Below are 15,694 nucleotides of genomic sequence, written 5' to 3'. Positions count from 1 at the left end.
GAGGGCCGTTTGACCTACCTTTCTCCCCGGCCCGCCGGACCCTTGAACCCACCCGAGTGGTGGAGGGCCGGAGAGAGCCGCCAGGAGTGTCTGGACCCCGGCGTCGGGTCGCGCCGACAGCCCTCTTGACGGATCGACCCTCTGCCGATGTAATAAGAGAGTCTGACCGGGTCGGGAAATCCCGACGGGGCAGAACTTTATTGAACGCGGACACCGCAGACAGAGATAATCCCGCCGGGGCCGTAGCTCAGTTGGGAGAGCGCTTGCATGGCATGCAAGAGGTCGTGAGTTCGAATCTCATCGGCTCCAGTTGACGTAATTCCCGCTGACTTCGCGAGTTGCGAAGACCCACCGTCCGGCGGAGCGGCCGTAACCAAGGGCCAAATGCGAGTCGTACCACCTGCGACGAGGTCGGTCGTCTCCGCCAAACCCAAGCGAGCGCCGCGCTACCGGATTAACAAGGGCACAGGTCAAGGCTCAGACCTCCTGATCTCGGCCGTTAATCGGGTTTTTCCCATGAGGGAATCCACGGTTTCTATCGACCCCGGCGGGGTCGGGGTTCGTCGGTCATGACCGCTGAGATCGTCGGCCAGGCCCAACGACGGCTCGATCTCGGCCGTCCCCGCCATGAGGTGGCCGAAGAAAGCGATCTTCAGTACGAGACCCCGGGAGCACGGGGCAAGTTGATGGGCTTGGACCGGATTCCTGAAGTGTGTTGCCTGGGCAAGAGACTGTCCCAACTCAGCGAGGATGAGGCACCGCAACAATGGGCGGCCGTGCTGAGCCAACGGTGGATGGAACAGAACCCTGACGACTGGCACAGTAGATGCGATACGCCCTTGATGAATCGTAACCGTCAATACAGTCCCATACTCCCCAAGGAACGTCGTGGTGTCGTCAGACATGGCGCCTCCTTTCATGAACCGATCGCAAAGCCATGGAGACTACACGAATAACACTCCGGATGTTCTATCATCGGCGCGGTCATAGTGGCAGGAATCGCCGACGGGCGTGTCGGCGCTACTGGGGAAAAACGCCGAGGGGGACGCTCGCCGCGGCAAAGCCGGCCGGCTTAGCCGAGTCGGCGTTACTGAAGAACGACCTGAAGCAGACCGACTTTCAGCGGGCCGGAACGAAAACGGATTGTGATCCAGGAACCTGTGTGCCACATGCGCGCCAGACACGCGGCAGACTGATCTTCAATCTCCTAAACCTCCTTCCGACGTTCTCCGCGCGGCGTGCCCGCGCCAAACAGACTCGCCCCTCGTCCTGACAAGTGCTCCTATCAGTCCTGCCCTTGGGATCCACATGACCTTGCCGAAGTCGTGCCCCTCCCGAGCCCGCCTCCAGACAGTCGTTGCCGCGCTACTTGCCTTTTTGCCCGACCCGGCCACAATACCCCTTTGCCGCAGTGGCTTGCCGGACAGATGACCTTCATCAAACAGGAGAGCCAAGATGAAACCCACATCCATGAAAGCCTTACTGGCACTCGCAATGACGACCGTGTGGTTCTCGTCGGCCATCGCCGCGATCGATACCGAATCGCTGCTCAACGAGATGACCGACCTGAGACGATTGGCAACCCTGCCCGAACCGCCGTATGTCACAAAGCAGTTCTCGAGTTGGGACCGAGCCTCCAAGAGCCACAGCGACTTCCAGGGTTACTTCGCCAACGGCGACTGCGGCCAATACCTGCGAATCGAGGACAAGGACGGTCGCAAGGAGCACGTCATGATGGACACCCCCGGCCCCGGAGCAATCGTTCGCATCTGGTCAGCCAATCCCAAGGGCACCCTGCGGATCTACCTCGACAAGGCCGACAAGCCGGCTATCGAGACCCCGATGACCAAACTGCTGGGCGGCGAAGTGCCCGGCTTTCCCAAGCCGATTGCCGGGGAGCGGTCGCGCGGGTGGAACCTCTACTTCCCCATCGCCTACGCCAAACACTGCAAGGTGACCAGCGACGAAGGCGGCTTTTACTATCACGTCAACTACCGCACCTGGCCGGCCGGCACCGAGGTCAAGACCTTCACCATGGAAGACACCCAGAGACTCGCCGACAAGATTAAGGATGTGGCCGACAGGTTGTCCAACCCCCGCCAGGGCGGGGGCCCACCGGACGAGCGAACCAAGAGCCCCTTCGAGGTCAGCCTCGCTCCCGATAAAGAGGCCGTACTCTGGGAGATGGAGGGCCCGAAGGCCATCTGCGGCTTCCTCGTCCGCCTCGATGCCGGTGATCTCGACGCCGCCGCCCGCCAGATTGTCCTCTACATGAGTTTCCATGGCGACAAAAAAGATGAAAAGACCGGCCAGCCTGTCCTCGAAAAGACCGTCGAATCCCCCATCGGCGACTTCTTCGGCACCGCACCCGGCCTGACGCCCTACGATTCGCTGCCGCTGGGCATTACCAAGGACAAGCCGCAGGACCTCTGGTGCCATTGGTGGATGCCGTTCAACAAGAAGGCGGTCATCAGGATCAAGAACCTCGGCGAGCAGGAAGTCCGCGTGTCCGGCGCGGTCGCCGTGATGCCCTGGGAGTGGAACGACAAGAGCTTGCTCTTCCACGCCAAATGGCGGATCGAGAAGAACCTTCCCAGCCGGCCGATGACCGACTGGGGCCACCTGGCTTGCAGCGGCCACGGCCGTTTCGTCGGCGGCTCACTGCACATCATCAACCCGGTAAAGGATTGGTGGGGCGAGGGCGATGAGAAGATCTATGTCGACGGGGAGACGTTTCCCAGCCATTTCGGCACCGGGACCGAGGATTACTACGGCTACGCCTGGTGCTGCAATGAGCGGTTCGTCCACGCCTACCACAATCAGCCGCGATGCGACGGCCCGGGCAACTTCGGCAACACCAGCGTGAACCGGTTCCACATCATCGATGACATTCCATTCACCAAGTCGTTCAAGTTCGACATCGAGAACTGGCACTGGAACCCGGTTTGTGACACGACGCGGGCCGCGATCAGCTACTGGTACGCCAAGTCGGGCTGCTGGGACGACTGGTTCTTCGGCCCGATCACCAGGGACGACGTCAAGATCGAACCCATGCCCGTCCTGCCGATCAACAAGGTGCCGGGCGCGATCGAAGGCGAAACAATGGAGGTGGTCGAGAAAACCGGCGCCACCAGCACGCAGGAACTGGGTGGATGGAGCAGTGAAAACCATCTGTGGTGGACCCAGGGCAAACCCGGCGACAAATTGACGCTGGCGTTCCAGGCCAAAGAGGCCGGCAGCAAACACGTGATCGTCCGGCTGACCAAAGCCGTCGATTACGGCATTGTTCAGCTTTACGTCAACGGTCAGAAGGCCGGCGACCCCATCGACCTCTTTCAGGCCGACGGCGTGGGCCGGACCGATGAGCTGGACCTCGGAACGTTTGACCTCAAGGAAGGCCGAAACCTCCTGACGGCGGAAATCGTCGGAGCCAACAGCAAGGCCAAGAAGGATTACATGTTCGGCCTCGACTACCTGTTGCTGAAGTAAAGCCGCAAACGACCGGTCTGTCGAGCCTGTGCCGGCAACCATCGAGTCGATCACCGACCGCGCCCTCATCTCAAAGGACGTGGTCGGTGTTGCTTGGGGTTTACGCAGGTTGTCGCCAAACAGAAGCGTTCGCCACAAGTTCGACCGTCCTGCTTGCTGTGGTGAGCGTAGCCGGCGGATCCCACCAAGGCAGACCTCGGATTCCGTTCGTGATTCGCACATCGGGCTTCGTTGGTCGTCCGGGTCTGGTCATGGATTATTGACCTGGGTTACGAGAGAAGGCGACCCGATGCAGCCGGCTCACTCCGCCGTTCAACGCTGGGCACCGACTGGACGCGCGACGGAATCTGAGTATTCTCCATGCGTCATCTCGATCGGCGATTGCGCCCTGAACGACGGGAGAGCTCGCAATGATGAACCTGATTCGGCAGACTCCGGCCCGGCGCACGGTTTGCGCATCGCTGTTGATCGCGGCGTGTACCTCAGGCGTGTGCGCGGCGACCAGCCCCGACATTGATTCAGCCGTGGCCGTTGAAAAGCGAAAACGCGAGTTTCTTGGGCGTCTCGCTGACGACTGGGCGGCTGCAGGCCATCCCATCCAGTGGAAACACGAGGAGTGGAAATTCGACGAGATCGAGCCGAACTGGTCGGGTGCGCTGGCCGCCATGCATCTGAAACGCAATCGCGAGGAGGTCTCAAAGGCCGACGCCTTCTTCGCCGCCATGCCATTGGACGAAAAGATCGATCCCGATATGCGGGTATGCGAGGCCATTCACGCCTACTACCTTTTCCGCGATGATCCTTCGCTGAGCCCGGCTGCAAGGAAGCGTCTGCTCGACATCATGCATGCCTTGCCGGCACCGCGAAGAATCAATCCCTCGATTTGGGAATTCGGGGCCACGGAAAACCATGCCTTCATGGGGCACACGTGGAATCTGATGACCGCCCAACTGGACCGAGACCACAACGCCGTGGCGGAGATGTCCCGGCACATCGCGCTCTTCATCATTGAGCATATCAGAAAGGGTTGGCTGGAGTACAACTCGCCGTGCTACGTGGAGAAGGAAATCGGCTGTCTCGTCATGGTGGCCGAGTGGGCCGAAGACCCCAGGTTGCGCCAAATCGCCGAGCTTGGCTTGGACGTGTTGTTTGCCGAACACGCGGCCCTGAACCTCGAAGGCATGCTCTGCGGCCCCGCCTGCCGCGTTTATCAGCCCGCCCACGACGGCATACTCCCCGCCGAGTTCAATCACAATAGCCGTCGGGACGCTCAATGCAGCGGCAGCTACCCGTGCATGTACATGCTCTTCGACCAAGGCCGGCCGCATTACTATGGCGTGCTGGGGGCGCCGCTTCTGGCCACCAGCCGATATGTGCCGCCCAAAGCGGTCACGGCGTTGGCAACGGCCGGCCCCGAGCGAGGCTGCTACGAGTTCAAGGCTCGCCGGCCAGGCCGCTACCACAACCTGCTCCGGGCGAAGCCCGGCCAGAGTTCGCCGCCGCCCGAGGTGTTCAGCTCCAGGGTGTACGCCTGGGTCACCCCCGATTTCATTCTCGGCTCGTTCCAGGAGGTCGACGGTCTGTTCGGAGCGTCCCGAGCCCTGCCGCTCAGCAGCGTTCTGCGGATCTCGGGCAGCACACGGCGGGCGGTCTACGCCGACCTCGTGCCGGCGGAACGGGAGGCGTCGGCGACCTCGACCGTTGATTGCGTCCAATACAAGAACGTCGTCCTCGGCCGTGGGAGCGTGGGGCAGGCTTATCTGGCCACAAAGGAATTCGACGAAGTCGCCGAACAGCAGGGCTGGATCTTCGCCCGGGCCGGCGGGACTTTCCTCGCTTACCGGGTGATCGGTGCCGCCTGGAAGTGGGCCGGCGCAGACGATCCCTCAGTTTTTGGTGATTTCGTCAAGTTCGAGAATCCACAGGCGCCTTTCGTTCTCGAAGTCGCCGGAACCAGCGACTACAAGGGCGATTTCTCGCGATTCCGCGCGGACGTGCTGGACAATACTATCAAGCAGGAAGAAAACACGGTGAGCTACGAAAGCTGTTCGCAGGGCAATGCCGGGCCGTCAGCGGAACGCTTCACCCTGACACTGAGGTACGGCCAACTGCCTCTTCTCGATGGCCAGCCGTTGGATCTCGAAGGATACGGCACGTTTGAATCACCTTATCTCAACTCGGCATGGGACTCGGGTATCGTCAATCTTCGATACGGCAGCGAGCGGCTGATGGTCAACGTCACACGACTCGAACGGGTGATCCGCACCGAAGAAACGATTACGCCGCTGTCATTGCCTTACCAGACTGATTGCGAGAAGCCGGACGCGGCGTGGGTACCGTTCCTGAACTACTGGCGGCTGAAACCGCAACAGTGGTATTGGAGCAACGACGGCGGCAAGCCCGGCGGATGTCTTCGCCACGATGCGGCTCGCGGAGTCGACAACGCCGAGCGAGGAGCACATGACGCGATGATTCTGCTGCGTGGTGGGGAAACATGGGCAGACTACAGCTTCGAGGCCGACGCCCGATCCGACAAAGGAACGTTGGGTCTCTGGTTCCGGGCCGACATGGAGGATGAGGGCGGCGGCAACGGCCGACGAGTCCAAGGCTACTACCTGGTGATCGACCCCGCACACAAGAAGTGCAGGCTGTGGCGGGCTCGCAAGGACGGCCTGCAATCCGCTGACGCAAAAGGCGAACCCGGACCGGCTGAGGTCAACCATTTCTCCAATCCCCTTCTCATCGCAGAGCAGCAAACCCCCGATCCGATCGCTGCCGGGTCGTGGATCCATCTGCACGTCGAGGTGAAGGGGAGCAAGATCGCCTGCTCGGTCAACGGACAGACGGTCATCACCACCGAAGACGGCACATACCCATCCGGCTCGGTGGGCTTGTTTGCCTACAAGGGTATGGACGTGCGATTCGATAACATTCGAGTCTCACCTTGATAGTTCACGGTTCTTCAGAAGACGGCAACAAGGTTCGTGGTCACGGCTTCAATCGCCTCGGACTGCGTGCGAAAACCGACGGAGCGGTCCGGTAGGGCAGTGTCGAGGTCGCCTTGGCGACCGAGACCTGCCATATTCTGCAGCCAACACCGGCAGGTCTCCGCCCTGCTTCGTCCGTCAGACTTCGCAGGGCTCCGACCATGCCCTGCCGTCTTCACACACATTCTTACGCCCCACGACTGACGACTGAGAACTGAAGAGTGACGACTCGTCTCTCAATTCGAGGCATAGCGGCTGGTACGGTCGCGACGCCTGGCCAACTCACTCGTGTAACGCAGTCCGAGCGTATCGGCGTGACGGCGGACCCAATCAGTCAGGCGCGTCTGGCCGGCAGGCGGCGCATTCACATACAACAGGCCTTGCATAAGCCCCTCAATCTCCTCCCGAGTCAGCACGACATCCCCGACCAGCCTCCCGATCACCCGACTCAAGACGTACCCGCACGTCGGCGAGACTGAAATGATCCGTCGAGGTTTGCCGATGATCTCGCCGATCGTCGCGACGAGCTGCCGGTAAGTGAACGTTTCCACTCCGATGGCGTTGATGACCACATTCTCGCGACTGAGGCCCTGCTCGACGGCCAACCGGGCCAGATCGTCGACGTAGATCGGCTGGATGCGATACTGCCCGTCGCCGAACACCCCAAAAAACGGGAATCTTCTGAGCAGCCAGGCGATGTTGTTGATCAGGATGTCTTCCTTGCCGAACAGGACGGCCGGCCTCAGGATCGCGTACGAAACGCCGAGGTCCCGCAGATACCGCTCCAACGCGGCCTTGCCGCGAAAGTACTCCAGCGGCGAATCCTCAGACGGATTGGTGATACTCACATGGACGATCCGCTGAACGCCGGCGGCCTTGGCGGCCTCGAACAGCGAGATCGTGTTCCGCACCGCTTCCGCGTGGGAGAAGCCCTTGTGGTTGAAACGCACCCAGTAGGTATTGTACAGCACGCTCGCTCCCGCCAGAGAGCGCCTCATCTTCTCCGGCTCGCCGAAATGGAAAGGATGAACCTCGATGCGATCGCCGAAATCGTGCCGACGGGCGGTTGAGTTGGTCAGCGTGCGGACGGCACAATCCCGATCGAGCAGCCGCCTGGCGATGTACCGGCCGGAATAGCCGAACGCGCCGGTAACGACGTGAATGTCTTGATAGCTCATCATACTGTCAGACTGTTAGGCCGTTAGACTATTCGGAAGAAGCTGAGGGCAACGAATTCGATAGTGCCGTCCTTCATCGTCATGCCTCGGCCTACCACCTATCCTAAGGCGGACCGCCTTTTTGCGGGCCGCAGTCCAAGGGCTCTGTGATCCGGAAACATGCGCGCAAGCCGCACAGATATCCGGCCGCAAGGTTCTAAAAGTCTAACAGCCGAAGAGCCTGGCAGTCTAGAAAATGAAATCCGTCGACAGAAAGCGCGAGTGACGTCCGATCACGATCTTCGAGATGATCTGCTCGTTGTAGTCGGTGGCCTTGGCGGCAACCAGGCTGCGAATCGAGAACACCCTCAGAGCATCCGAGACCGACAGCGTTCCCTCGGCCGAGTCCTTGCGGCCGGTGAAGGGGAACTTGTCCGGCCCGCGTTGACACTGGCTGTTGAGGTTCACCCGGCACACCTGGTTGACGGCCGAATCGATGATTTCGCTCAACTGCTCGGGATCCGAGCCGAACAAGGCCACCTGCTGGCCGTAAGGCGACTCGGTCAGCCAGTCGATGACCTCCTGTTCATCGTCGTACGGCACGATCGGCGTGACCGGCCCGAACTGCTCGACCTGGCAAATGCGCATGTCCGGCTTGGCGGGGTAGACAACCGCCGGATAGTACATCGTGTGGTCGATCGTCCCGCCGGCCTCATTGATCACCCGAGCACCAGCGGTAACGGCATCGCTTACCAGTTCGGCCAGCCACTCGGGCTTACCCTGTTCCGGCAGCGGCGTGATCGTGACCCCCTCCTCCCAGGGCATGCCGACTTTCAGTTTGCCGAGCGCGTCGCAGAACTTGCCGCAGAACGTCTCGGCCAGACGGCGCTGAACAAAAATGATCTTAATCGCCGTGCACCGCTGGCCGTTGTACGACGTTGCGCCCAACAGGCACTCCTTGACCGCCAGATCGAGATCGGCATCGGGCAGGACAACGGCCGCGTTCTTGGCCTCCAGACCGAGAACGCACCGCAGGCGGTTGGGCCGCGGGTGCTGATGCTTGAGGATGGATGCGACTCTGGCCGAACCGATGAACGCCAGCACGTCGACCCGGCCGCTGGTCATCAAGGGCCCGACAACGACCGGTCCGTCTCCGTAAACCGTGTTCACCACGCCGGGCGGGAAGGAATCGGCAAAAGCCTGCAGGAGCGGCGCGTGCAGAAGCACACCGTATTTCGGCGGCTTGAAGATGACCGTGTTGCCCATGATCAGGGCCGGGATCAACGTCGTGAACGTCTCATTGAGCGGGTAGTTGTACGGCCCCATGCACAGTACCACACCAAGCGGGCTGCGGCGAACCTGGGCCACGAATCCCTGCTCGACCGCGAACCGCGAACTGATGCGGTCCAGATCCTTGAGTGCGTCAATGGTATCGGCGACGTACTCGAGCGTGCGATCGAACTCCTTGGTTGCGTCGGGCAGGGTCTTGCCGATCTCCCACATGAGCAGCTTGACCACCTCGTCGCGAACCGCCTGCATGCGCGGCATGAACGCCTCCACGTGACGGATGCGATCCGCAACGGACATCGTCGGCCAGTCGCCGCAACCCTTCGCGTAAGCCTTACAGGCCGCATCGAGAGCCTGAAGCGACTCGGCCTCGGCCATCAGCGGGTAGTGCCCCAGCCTGTATTGCACCGCCCCGTCGGCACCCGCCACGCAAACGGGCGACAACACCTCCTCGCACGGCCCTGTCCAGGTATGTACCCGCCCATCGATCAGGTAACGGGCCCCGGCCTCGTAATAGCCGATCCTGAGGTTTTCGGGAATCTCTTCGGTCCGCGGGAAGACGGGCGCGGGTGAGTTGACCATTGTGGCCATGGAAAGCCTCCAACAAGCGGAAAGGCGACAAGAACGTCCGTCGTCGGCTCAACAGTGTATCACCGCGCGGCGAAGACACAACACGCCCGCAGAATGAGCCATCCTGCCATGCTTGCCCGAGTGGCGGTATCACAGCACGTTGGACAGACTCAGCACCGAGAGAATCTCGCGGAAAGGGTAGCGGTTGGGGTGCGAGAAGAAGACCGGAATCTCGGTACCACAAAACCGGGACTTGGTGAAACATACGCCCTTGAAATTGTAGAAGCGGTTGCCTCGTTCAAAGAGCAGCTCCAAGCCGAGAGTCACCAGCCGGCTTTCCGAGCGAGGGGTACCGTTATTGACGGCCAGCGGCGAAAGACCAAGGTTGAGAATCTCGGCGCCCTCCTCCTTGAATCGTTCGGCAGCGGCGGTAACCAGGCAGTAATAGACCCCCTGTCTGAAATCCTGGCTCGACCTCGTGATATCCGGCGTGTACCCGATGACTCGGCCCTGCGAGTAGATGGGGTCGAACACGGCAAAACCCGTCAGTCGTCCGTCGCGCCGGGCAACGAACATGCGGGTGTCCCCGTTGAGCTGCATGTCAAACGGTCGCACGAGAAAAGACATTTGCCTGCTCTTGACCCGCCTGGTGCCCAGCCATTCCTCGGAGATTCGCGCGAGCTCCTCACGCGGGCTGCTGCCGTCCTCCTCAACGGTGATGCCACGTTCCATGGCCTGGTTGCGGGCCGTTCTGACCACCTGTTTTCTCTTGCCGGTCAGGTTCCAGCGGGCCAGCGGCAACAGCGTCTCCACGCCCATGTGCAGAGAACGCAAACCGAATTCATCGCGGAGCATCGTCGCGGTGTGCTCACGGATCTGGACAAAACAGGTCTGAGGGTGCTCGCGAAGGACCTCTCCCACGATCCGAGGTATATCGGCAAACGCGCAGACGGGGTCTCCCAGGACAAAACGCGTCCCGCAATACTGCCGGTAGGCAATATAACCCACGGCCGGCATGTCGTGGTACCGCATGCCCGGTTGGAGCGTGGAGTAGGCCATGCAGTGTGTGCCGAACTGCCGAAGATAGTCGAGCCGCTGCTGAAACGAGAAACGCTGCACGGTGTCACCGAGCATTGGACACGAGCGTGTCCTCCACGAACCGCCGCATCAGAAAGTCAAACAGCTCCTCAGTCATCGTCACGCGAGACACGTCCGAAATCGGGCGGTGATTGCAGACCCAACTGGGCTCCGTGTACTTGGCATAGGGAAAAAATGGACGCGTACTCCGATACGCGGCCCGCTCGACCTTGTTGTCCGTCACCAGACCCGTCGGCGGCAACGAGGCATCATAGTAATAACCGGCGAGCCGCATCGCTCGCTGCATTGAATCAACGATGTACGCGATCGGAAGGTTGCGACTGTTGACCACATTGAACGTCTGATTCTCGGCCAGACTCCCTGAGGCCCGGATTGCCATGCAAACCCGTATGACATCATCGACGGTGACCACGTTCTTGGTCACGTCGCCCGAGCCGTACAGCCGCGCATTCACGTTGATCCATCGGCCTGTGGCCGCCCGGTGCCAATACCGGGAGTATTCAGCGCTCCCCCCGACGGCGTGAAGGGCCGCATGGTAAAGGGCGAGCAGATAGCCGTACATCATCCTCGCTTCACCCATCGAGTCGCCGTTTCGTGAGTCGCCGACCAGAATACTCGGGCGAATGATCGTGAAAGGCAGCCCCGAAGCTCGTACGATCCTTTCGCACTGCCACTTGGTGTTCTCGTAGACGTTCTTGAAACCCTCACTGGCGTCAATGTTGTCCTCGTCGATGACGTCCGTGCGTTTCCCGCAGACGTAGGCCGTGCTCATATAGTAGAACCGGTCCAGCCTGTCGAAATGCCTTGCCAGCGACAGGATGTTTTCCGTACCGCCCACGTTCGCCCGGCGTATCTCGTCCGCCCTGGTGTCATCGAACGTCGTGGAGGCCGCCAGATGCCACAGCTCGTCGATCTTGCCGTTGAGTCGTGTCCGGACCTCCTGCTCGACCCCACAACCCGATTCGGTGATATCCCCTCGAACAAAATGCACGCGCGACGAAACAAGATCGCCGAAATGGCGCCTCAGGGTGCACTCAGCCTTGTCAGACCTGACAAGCACGTGAAGCGTGTCGTCGCTCTCCAAGAGCAGACCCTTGGCCAGTGCTCGACCAAGAAAACCACTCGCTCCCGTGATGAGTATCTCTTTGGCCATCTCAATCGACCTCCCCCTGTCGACACGCCCGCGGTCCTGACAGGCCGCAAACCGCAAGCCGCCAACCAGTCGATTTCGCGAGCTGTCCGCAACTTTCCCGTTTCAAGTCCTTCGTACCACTCCTCCTCAATGCCACACTGCGGGATGTCAGTGTAGCAGCAATCGCGCTTTTTTTTCAAGAGTTTTTTGCCCGAACTTCGGTACAACCACCCGATTTTGTAGTTGCAGGCATCCGCCTTCTCAAAGAAGACAAAGCGCAAAAATTGCGTATGTCTCACATGGGGCTCATCTTAATCACCCAAGTTACCACCTTTCTCCCGTTGCGCACCTTGCCAAAGTGCCCCCACGACCCAATCATCTGTCACCTCCAATAACAGCACCACGGGTTCGGTCCGATAATGGCGCACCCCGATCACCATCCACTATATTTGCCAGAAAATGATACGCATCAGAGTAATCGAATTCTGAAGAGTTGCTAAGAGACACGCGACCGCTATGGGCATCCATGGAAGCGCTGACGCTTAGGAAGTTATCCTAGGTGGCGGCGATGCGTCGTGAGCCCGCTCAGCGGTCGCGACAGCCCTTTTGGCAATCGATAACTCTTTACGGACAACGGGATTCAAAAGAAAACCAAGCACATACTCGTGCGGCTATCAACAGCCCGGTTTCTCCTGTTTTCGATTGGGCGGTGATGCCCCCATAACGAGGGGTAGAATGCCTTCTGGTCACCTCGGCGAATAACCGTTACTTCCGCCTTCGATGTGGACGCTGATCGGCCGAGACGAAGCCTTCCCGACCCCGCGCTATCGGAGGACATCTTTCCCAAACTGCCGTTTCTGACGTGATGACGACAAGAAGAAAGCCTGCAGACGCAGGTCCGCAGGCTTTTGCCGTTGCCTATGGTCCCGCCGGGAAAGACGGGTTTCGCATCATGCCCCTCATTTCTTGGCGAACTGCGCGTCGAAGACAATCTGGGACGAGGGAAAATCGACCTTGCGGACGAACGCGCAGGCCTCGGCAGCACCGTGCTCGCGGTCCATGCCGGCATCCTCCCATTCCACGGACAGCGGGCCGTCATAACCGATTTGGTTCAGCGTTCGAATGATCTCTTCGAAATTGATGCAGCCATGGCCAAGCGACCGGAATTCCCACGAACGGTCCGGGTGCCCGAAGTCCAGGTGCCCGCCGAACACCCCCGCTCGTGTCGGCGTACTCGACCAATACACGTCTTTCATGTGCACGTGGAAAATCCGGTCGCCAAACTCCCTGAGGAACCGAACGTAGTCGACCCCCTGATAGCCGAAGTGGCTGGGATCATAGTTGAAGCCGAATCGCTTGTGCCCTTTAACCGCCTCGATCGCTCGAGCGGCGGAAGCGATGTCAAACGCGATCTCGGTGGGATGAACTTCCAGTCCGAAGTAGACATCCTCCCGATCGAACACATCAAGGATGGGAATGAATCGCTTGGCGAAATCCTTGTAGCCCGCGTCGATCTGACCGGGCAGGACCGGGGGGAAGGAATAGAGCAGGTACCAGATGCTGCTGCCGGTGAAACCGTTAACGACCACGCGCTTCAGGTTCTTCTTAACGGTGCCCGGGGCGGCATCGAAGAACTTGCGGGCGGCGCGGGCCGTGTCCATCATCTCGGCGGCGGCCCGGGTGCGGACGCCTTCGGGCTTCCCATCGCCCCAAACGTGCGGCGGAAGGATCGATTTGTGGCGCTCGTCGATGAGGTCGCAGACCGCTTGGCCAACCAGATGGTTGCTGATCGCGTAGCAGGCCAGACCGTTCTTTTGCAGCACCTCCCATTTCCGTTTACAGTAGCTGCGGTCCTCGAGAGCCTTGCTGACCTCGAAGTGATCTCCCCAGCAAGGCAGTTCGATCCCATCGTAGCCGAGTTTCTTAGCCTTCTTGCAGATGACATCGAACTTCAAATCCGCCCATTGACCGGTGAACAGCGTGACGGGTCGTGCCATTTCAGGCCATCCTTTCATCAACGAAGACCAACCGGCGCCCAAGCCGGCGCCCCTGCGAATCCGCACTTCAACCCAGCGGCACAAATCGCCCGTAAGAACCTCATACTTCTTGTTCGGGCCGAAACCGCCTGCCGCCAGCCTATTCAGGCCGCAAATGTTACCACGGGTCGGACAGGGTTGGCAATCGGGCAGGTCGACACAAGCTGTCTGTCGCCCCGTCGTCAGGGACCGTACTCGGCCAGGATCGCAGCCGGGATACCCGGTCGAGCCAACGCCCGGAGGCGGAATCGCTCGCTGATTCGGCCGAAGACCGGCGAAATACCGAACGTATGGTGTACCTGGCGAAGCCCCCCGATCACCGCCTCGGCGGTCAGGGTAGGCAATCCTTTGGCCAAGGCCTCAAGCCGGGCAAACCAGCCGACAACGGCAGGCATCAGCCAAAGGGCGGTTAGACCGGCCAAGGTCTCGTATCCGAAGTAGGCCGGCCCGGAAAACGCGTGGGTCTCCAGTTTCACGCGCATCGACCGACAGATGGGTTCCAGGGCCTCGTCGGCGGCCGGGCCGACCCGGCCCAGATCCTCAAAACGGACTGACGGCCACTCGGGCCGGCAGGCGGGAATGGGGCCGCCGCCGGCCGAAAAACTGCGGGATTCCCTGTATCGTCGCCACGAACGTATCCACCTCCCGGCCAGGCCGAGGGCCCGATCCTGCGGCCCCTCGGTCAGCGAATGGAGAAACACCCATTGGCGAAACAGCTTGCCGGCCCTGGCCGGCGCGACAGCGGACGGCAGACCGGGGGAGGCCTTCCGAACCTCTTCAAAGACCGCATCGGCCAGCAGTGTCATCAGCTCATCGAACCGGTCGTCGCGGACCTTCGCGATCTCCAGACCGTAAACCAGATCGAGAAGCCGGCATCCGGCCAACAGTCGCAACCGAATCGACAGGCTTTCCCGTCGCAGAAGACCCTCAAACGCCGCCGCAATGGAGGTGAATTCTCGCGCCGTCAAGCTTCGCTGACCCCGCCAACTCGGGGCATGCGACATGGGGCGAGCCCCGATCTCGGTTGCCAGCGACGCGATCTCGGCGGCGTGTACGCTCAGAGGGCGTCCCTTGTTTGCCGCAACCGAGGGGCAGTCGAAGCGAAGATCGACTCGTACGACATCCGCGCCGGGACTTGGAGCAAAAGGGTACAGGCGACAGGCCAGCGGCTTGATTTCCCGACCGCTCTCGGCCTGCAACCGGCAGAGACCGTCTTGACGAAGAAAGATGCAGCCGCCCTCCGGCCGATGGGCAAGACAGTAATATCGGCGACCGGAGAGCCGATAGCTCTCGAAAAGCCTTGTCCCGGCGAGTCTGGCCGCCCAGCCGGCCGAAATGATCCGCCGTCGCTCATCGGCGTCAACGTTGACAACCAGGTTGCGGCAGCAGTAACCGCACCGATGGCAGTCAAACCGCTGGAACAACGGTAAACGGATAGGCACCGTCTTGGTCATGGGCTTGCCACGGCACGCACACCGTGCGCAGGACCCGCTCGGACAACCGGTCTCGGGCTGCGCTCAGCCTCCACCAATGCCGCCCTGGTTGACGGTGACGAGATTCGGGAACGCCTCTTCCTCGATCTCGCCCTGAATAATGATGGTTGGCTTCACGAGCAACAGAAGCGTCCGTTCGTCTTTCACGCGTGACCTGTTGGTGTAGGCCCGCTTGAGGATCGGGATCTTGCTGAGGATCGGGACACCCGCTTCAACTTCGGTCTCACCGGCCTGCTTCAGGCCGCCCAAGAGCAGCCAGCCGCGATCGGGGACGGTCACCGTCGTCGCAATAGAGGTGGTGCTGATATTCGGGAGTTTCATGGGTCCCGTCGCGTCGACCACGTCTTGCAGTTCACTGGCATAGACGGTCGGAATCAGCTCCATGGTCACATATTTACGATCCCCCGAGACGGTCGGCTTAACCGAGAAGGTCCGTCCAGATGGT

At 60.8% G+C, this 15,694-nt stretch carries 10 protein-coding genes and 1 tRNA gene; 4 read left to right on the top strand and 7 right to left on the bottom strand.

What is annotated here, in order from left to right; all coding sequences use genetic code 11:
* Positions 1 to 236: 236 nt before the first annotated feature.
* The 4 genes from PLL20_07460 to PLL20_07445 all read left to right on the top strand — a co-directional run bounded on the left by PLL20_07460 (position 237) and on the right by PLL20_07445 (position 6,437).
* A tRNA-Ala gene (locus tag PLL20_07460) sits at positions 237 to 309 on the top strand.
* A gap of 260 nt (positions 310 to 569) precedes the next feature.
* The gene (locus tag PLL20_07455; GenBank protein HPD29814.1) at positions 570 to 956 is read left to right on the top strand and encodes a hypothetical protein; all 387 of its coding nucleotides are present in this window, start codon (positions 570 to 572) and stop codon (positions 954 to 956) included.
* A 499-nt stretch (positions 957 to 1,455) separates the two neighbouring features.
* Positions 1,456 to 3,489, top strand: coding sequence for a DUF2961 domain-containing protein (locus PLL20_07450; protein HPD29813.1), 2,034 nt, complete (start codon positions 1,456 to 1,458; stop codon positions 3,487 to 3,489).
* Between the two features lie 410 nt (positions 3,490 to 3,899).
* Complete coding sequence (locus PLL20_07445; GenBank protein ID HPD29812.1) at positions 3,900 to 6,437, top strand: DUF1080 domain-containing protein; 2,538 nt, start codon at positions 3,900 to 3,902, stop codon at positions 6,435 to 6,437.
* A gap of 275 nt (positions 6,438 to 6,712) precedes the next feature.
* Here the strand turns inward: PLL20_07445 and PLL20_07440 are convergent, their stop codons facing one another.
* From PLL20_07440 to PLL20_07410, 7 genes are all read right to left on the bottom strand, one after another.
* Positions 6,713 to 7,657, bottom strand: a complete 945-nt coding sequence (locus tag PLL20_07440; protein HPD29811.1) for an NAD(P)H-binding protein — start codon at positions 7,655 to 7,657, stop codon at positions 6,713 to 6,715.
* A gap of 225 nt (positions 7,658 to 7,882) precedes the next feature.
* Positions 7,883 to 9,511 (bottom strand): NADP-dependent glyceraldehyde-3-phosphate dehydrogenase, encoded by a 1,629-nt coding sequence (locus PLL20_07435; protein ID HPD29810.1) that lies wholly within the window; start codon positions 9,509 to 9,511, stop codon positions 7,883 to 7,885.
* A gap of 129 nt (positions 9,512 to 9,640) precedes the next feature.
* Positions 9,641 to 10,624, bottom strand: a complete 984-nt coding sequence (locus PLL20_07430; protein ID HPD29809.1) for a DUF2156 domain-containing protein — start codon at positions 10,622 to 10,624, stop codon at positions 9,641 to 9,643.
* On the bottom strand, positions 10,614 to 11,741 hold the full coding sequence (locus tag PLL20_07425; GenBank protein ID HPD29808.1) for an SDR family oxidoreductase: 1,128 nt from the start codon (positions 11,739 to 11,741) through the stop codon (positions 10,614 to 10,616). Before PLL20_07425 ends, PLL20_07430 begins: the two co-directional genes overlap by 11 nt.
* 938 nt (positions 11,742 to 12,679) lie before the next feature.
* A complete protein-coding gene (locus tag PLL20_07420) occupies positions 12,680 to 13,717 on the bottom strand; it encodes a sugar phosphate isomerase/epimerase family protein (GenBank protein HPD29807.1) in 1,038 nt (345 codons plus the stop codon).
* 221 nt (positions 13,718 to 13,938) lie between these two features.
* Complete coding sequence (locus tag PLL20_07415) at positions 13,939 to 15,210, bottom strand: YkgJ family cysteine cluster protein (GenBank protein HPD29806.1); 1,272 nt, start codon at positions 15,208 to 15,210, stop codon at positions 13,939 to 13,941.
* Between the two features lie 63 nt (positions 15,211 to 15,273).
* On the bottom strand, positions 15,274 to 15,694 hold a 421-nt coding region (locus tag PLL20_07410), incomplete at its 5' end, for a hypothetical protein (protein HPD29805.1).

It is taken from the genome of Phycisphaerae bacterium (assembly GCA_035384605.1).
Classification (GTDB): Bacteria; Planctomycetota; Phycisphaerae; order UBA1845; family PWPN01; genus JAUCQB01.
Note: the sequence above shows the minus strand (reverse complement) of the source record. Positions and strands in the feature narration are given on the sequence as shown.

Coding starts and splice junctions, on each gene's coding strand:
- PLL20_07455 (HPD29814.1), top strand. CDS start 570: ATGACCGCTGAGATCGTCGGCCAGGCCCAACGACGGCTCGATCTCGGC.
- PLL20_07450 (HPD29813.1), top strand. CDS start 1,456: ATGAAACCCACATCCATGAAAGCCTTACTGGCACTCGCAATGACGACC.
- PLL20_07445 (HPD29812.1), top strand. CDS start 3,900: ATGATGAACCTGATTCGGCAGACTCCGGCCCGGCGCACGGTTTGCGCA.
- PLL20_07440 (HPD29811.1), bottom strand. CDS start 7,657: ATGATGAGCTATCAAGACATTCACGTCGTTACCGGCGCGTTCGGCTAT.
- PLL20_07435 (HPD29810.1), bottom strand. CDS start 9,511: ATGGCCACAATGGTCAACTCACCCGCGCCCGTCTTCCCGCGGACCGAA.
- PLL20_07430 (HPD29809.1), bottom strand. CDS start 10,624: ATGCTCGGTGACACCGTGCAGCGTTTCTCGTTTCAGCAGCGGCTCGAC.
- PLL20_07425 (HPD29808.1), bottom strand. CDS start 11,741: ATGGCCAAAGAGATACTCATCACGGGAGCGAGTGGTTTTCTTGGTCGA.
- PLL20_07420 (HPD29807.1), bottom strand. CDS start 13,717: ATGGCACGACCCGTCACGCTGTTCACCGGTCAATGGGCGGATTTGAAG.
- PLL20_07415 (HPD29806.1), bottom strand. CDS start 15,210: ATGACCAAGACGGTGCCTATCCGTTTACCGTTGTTCCAGCGGTTTGAC.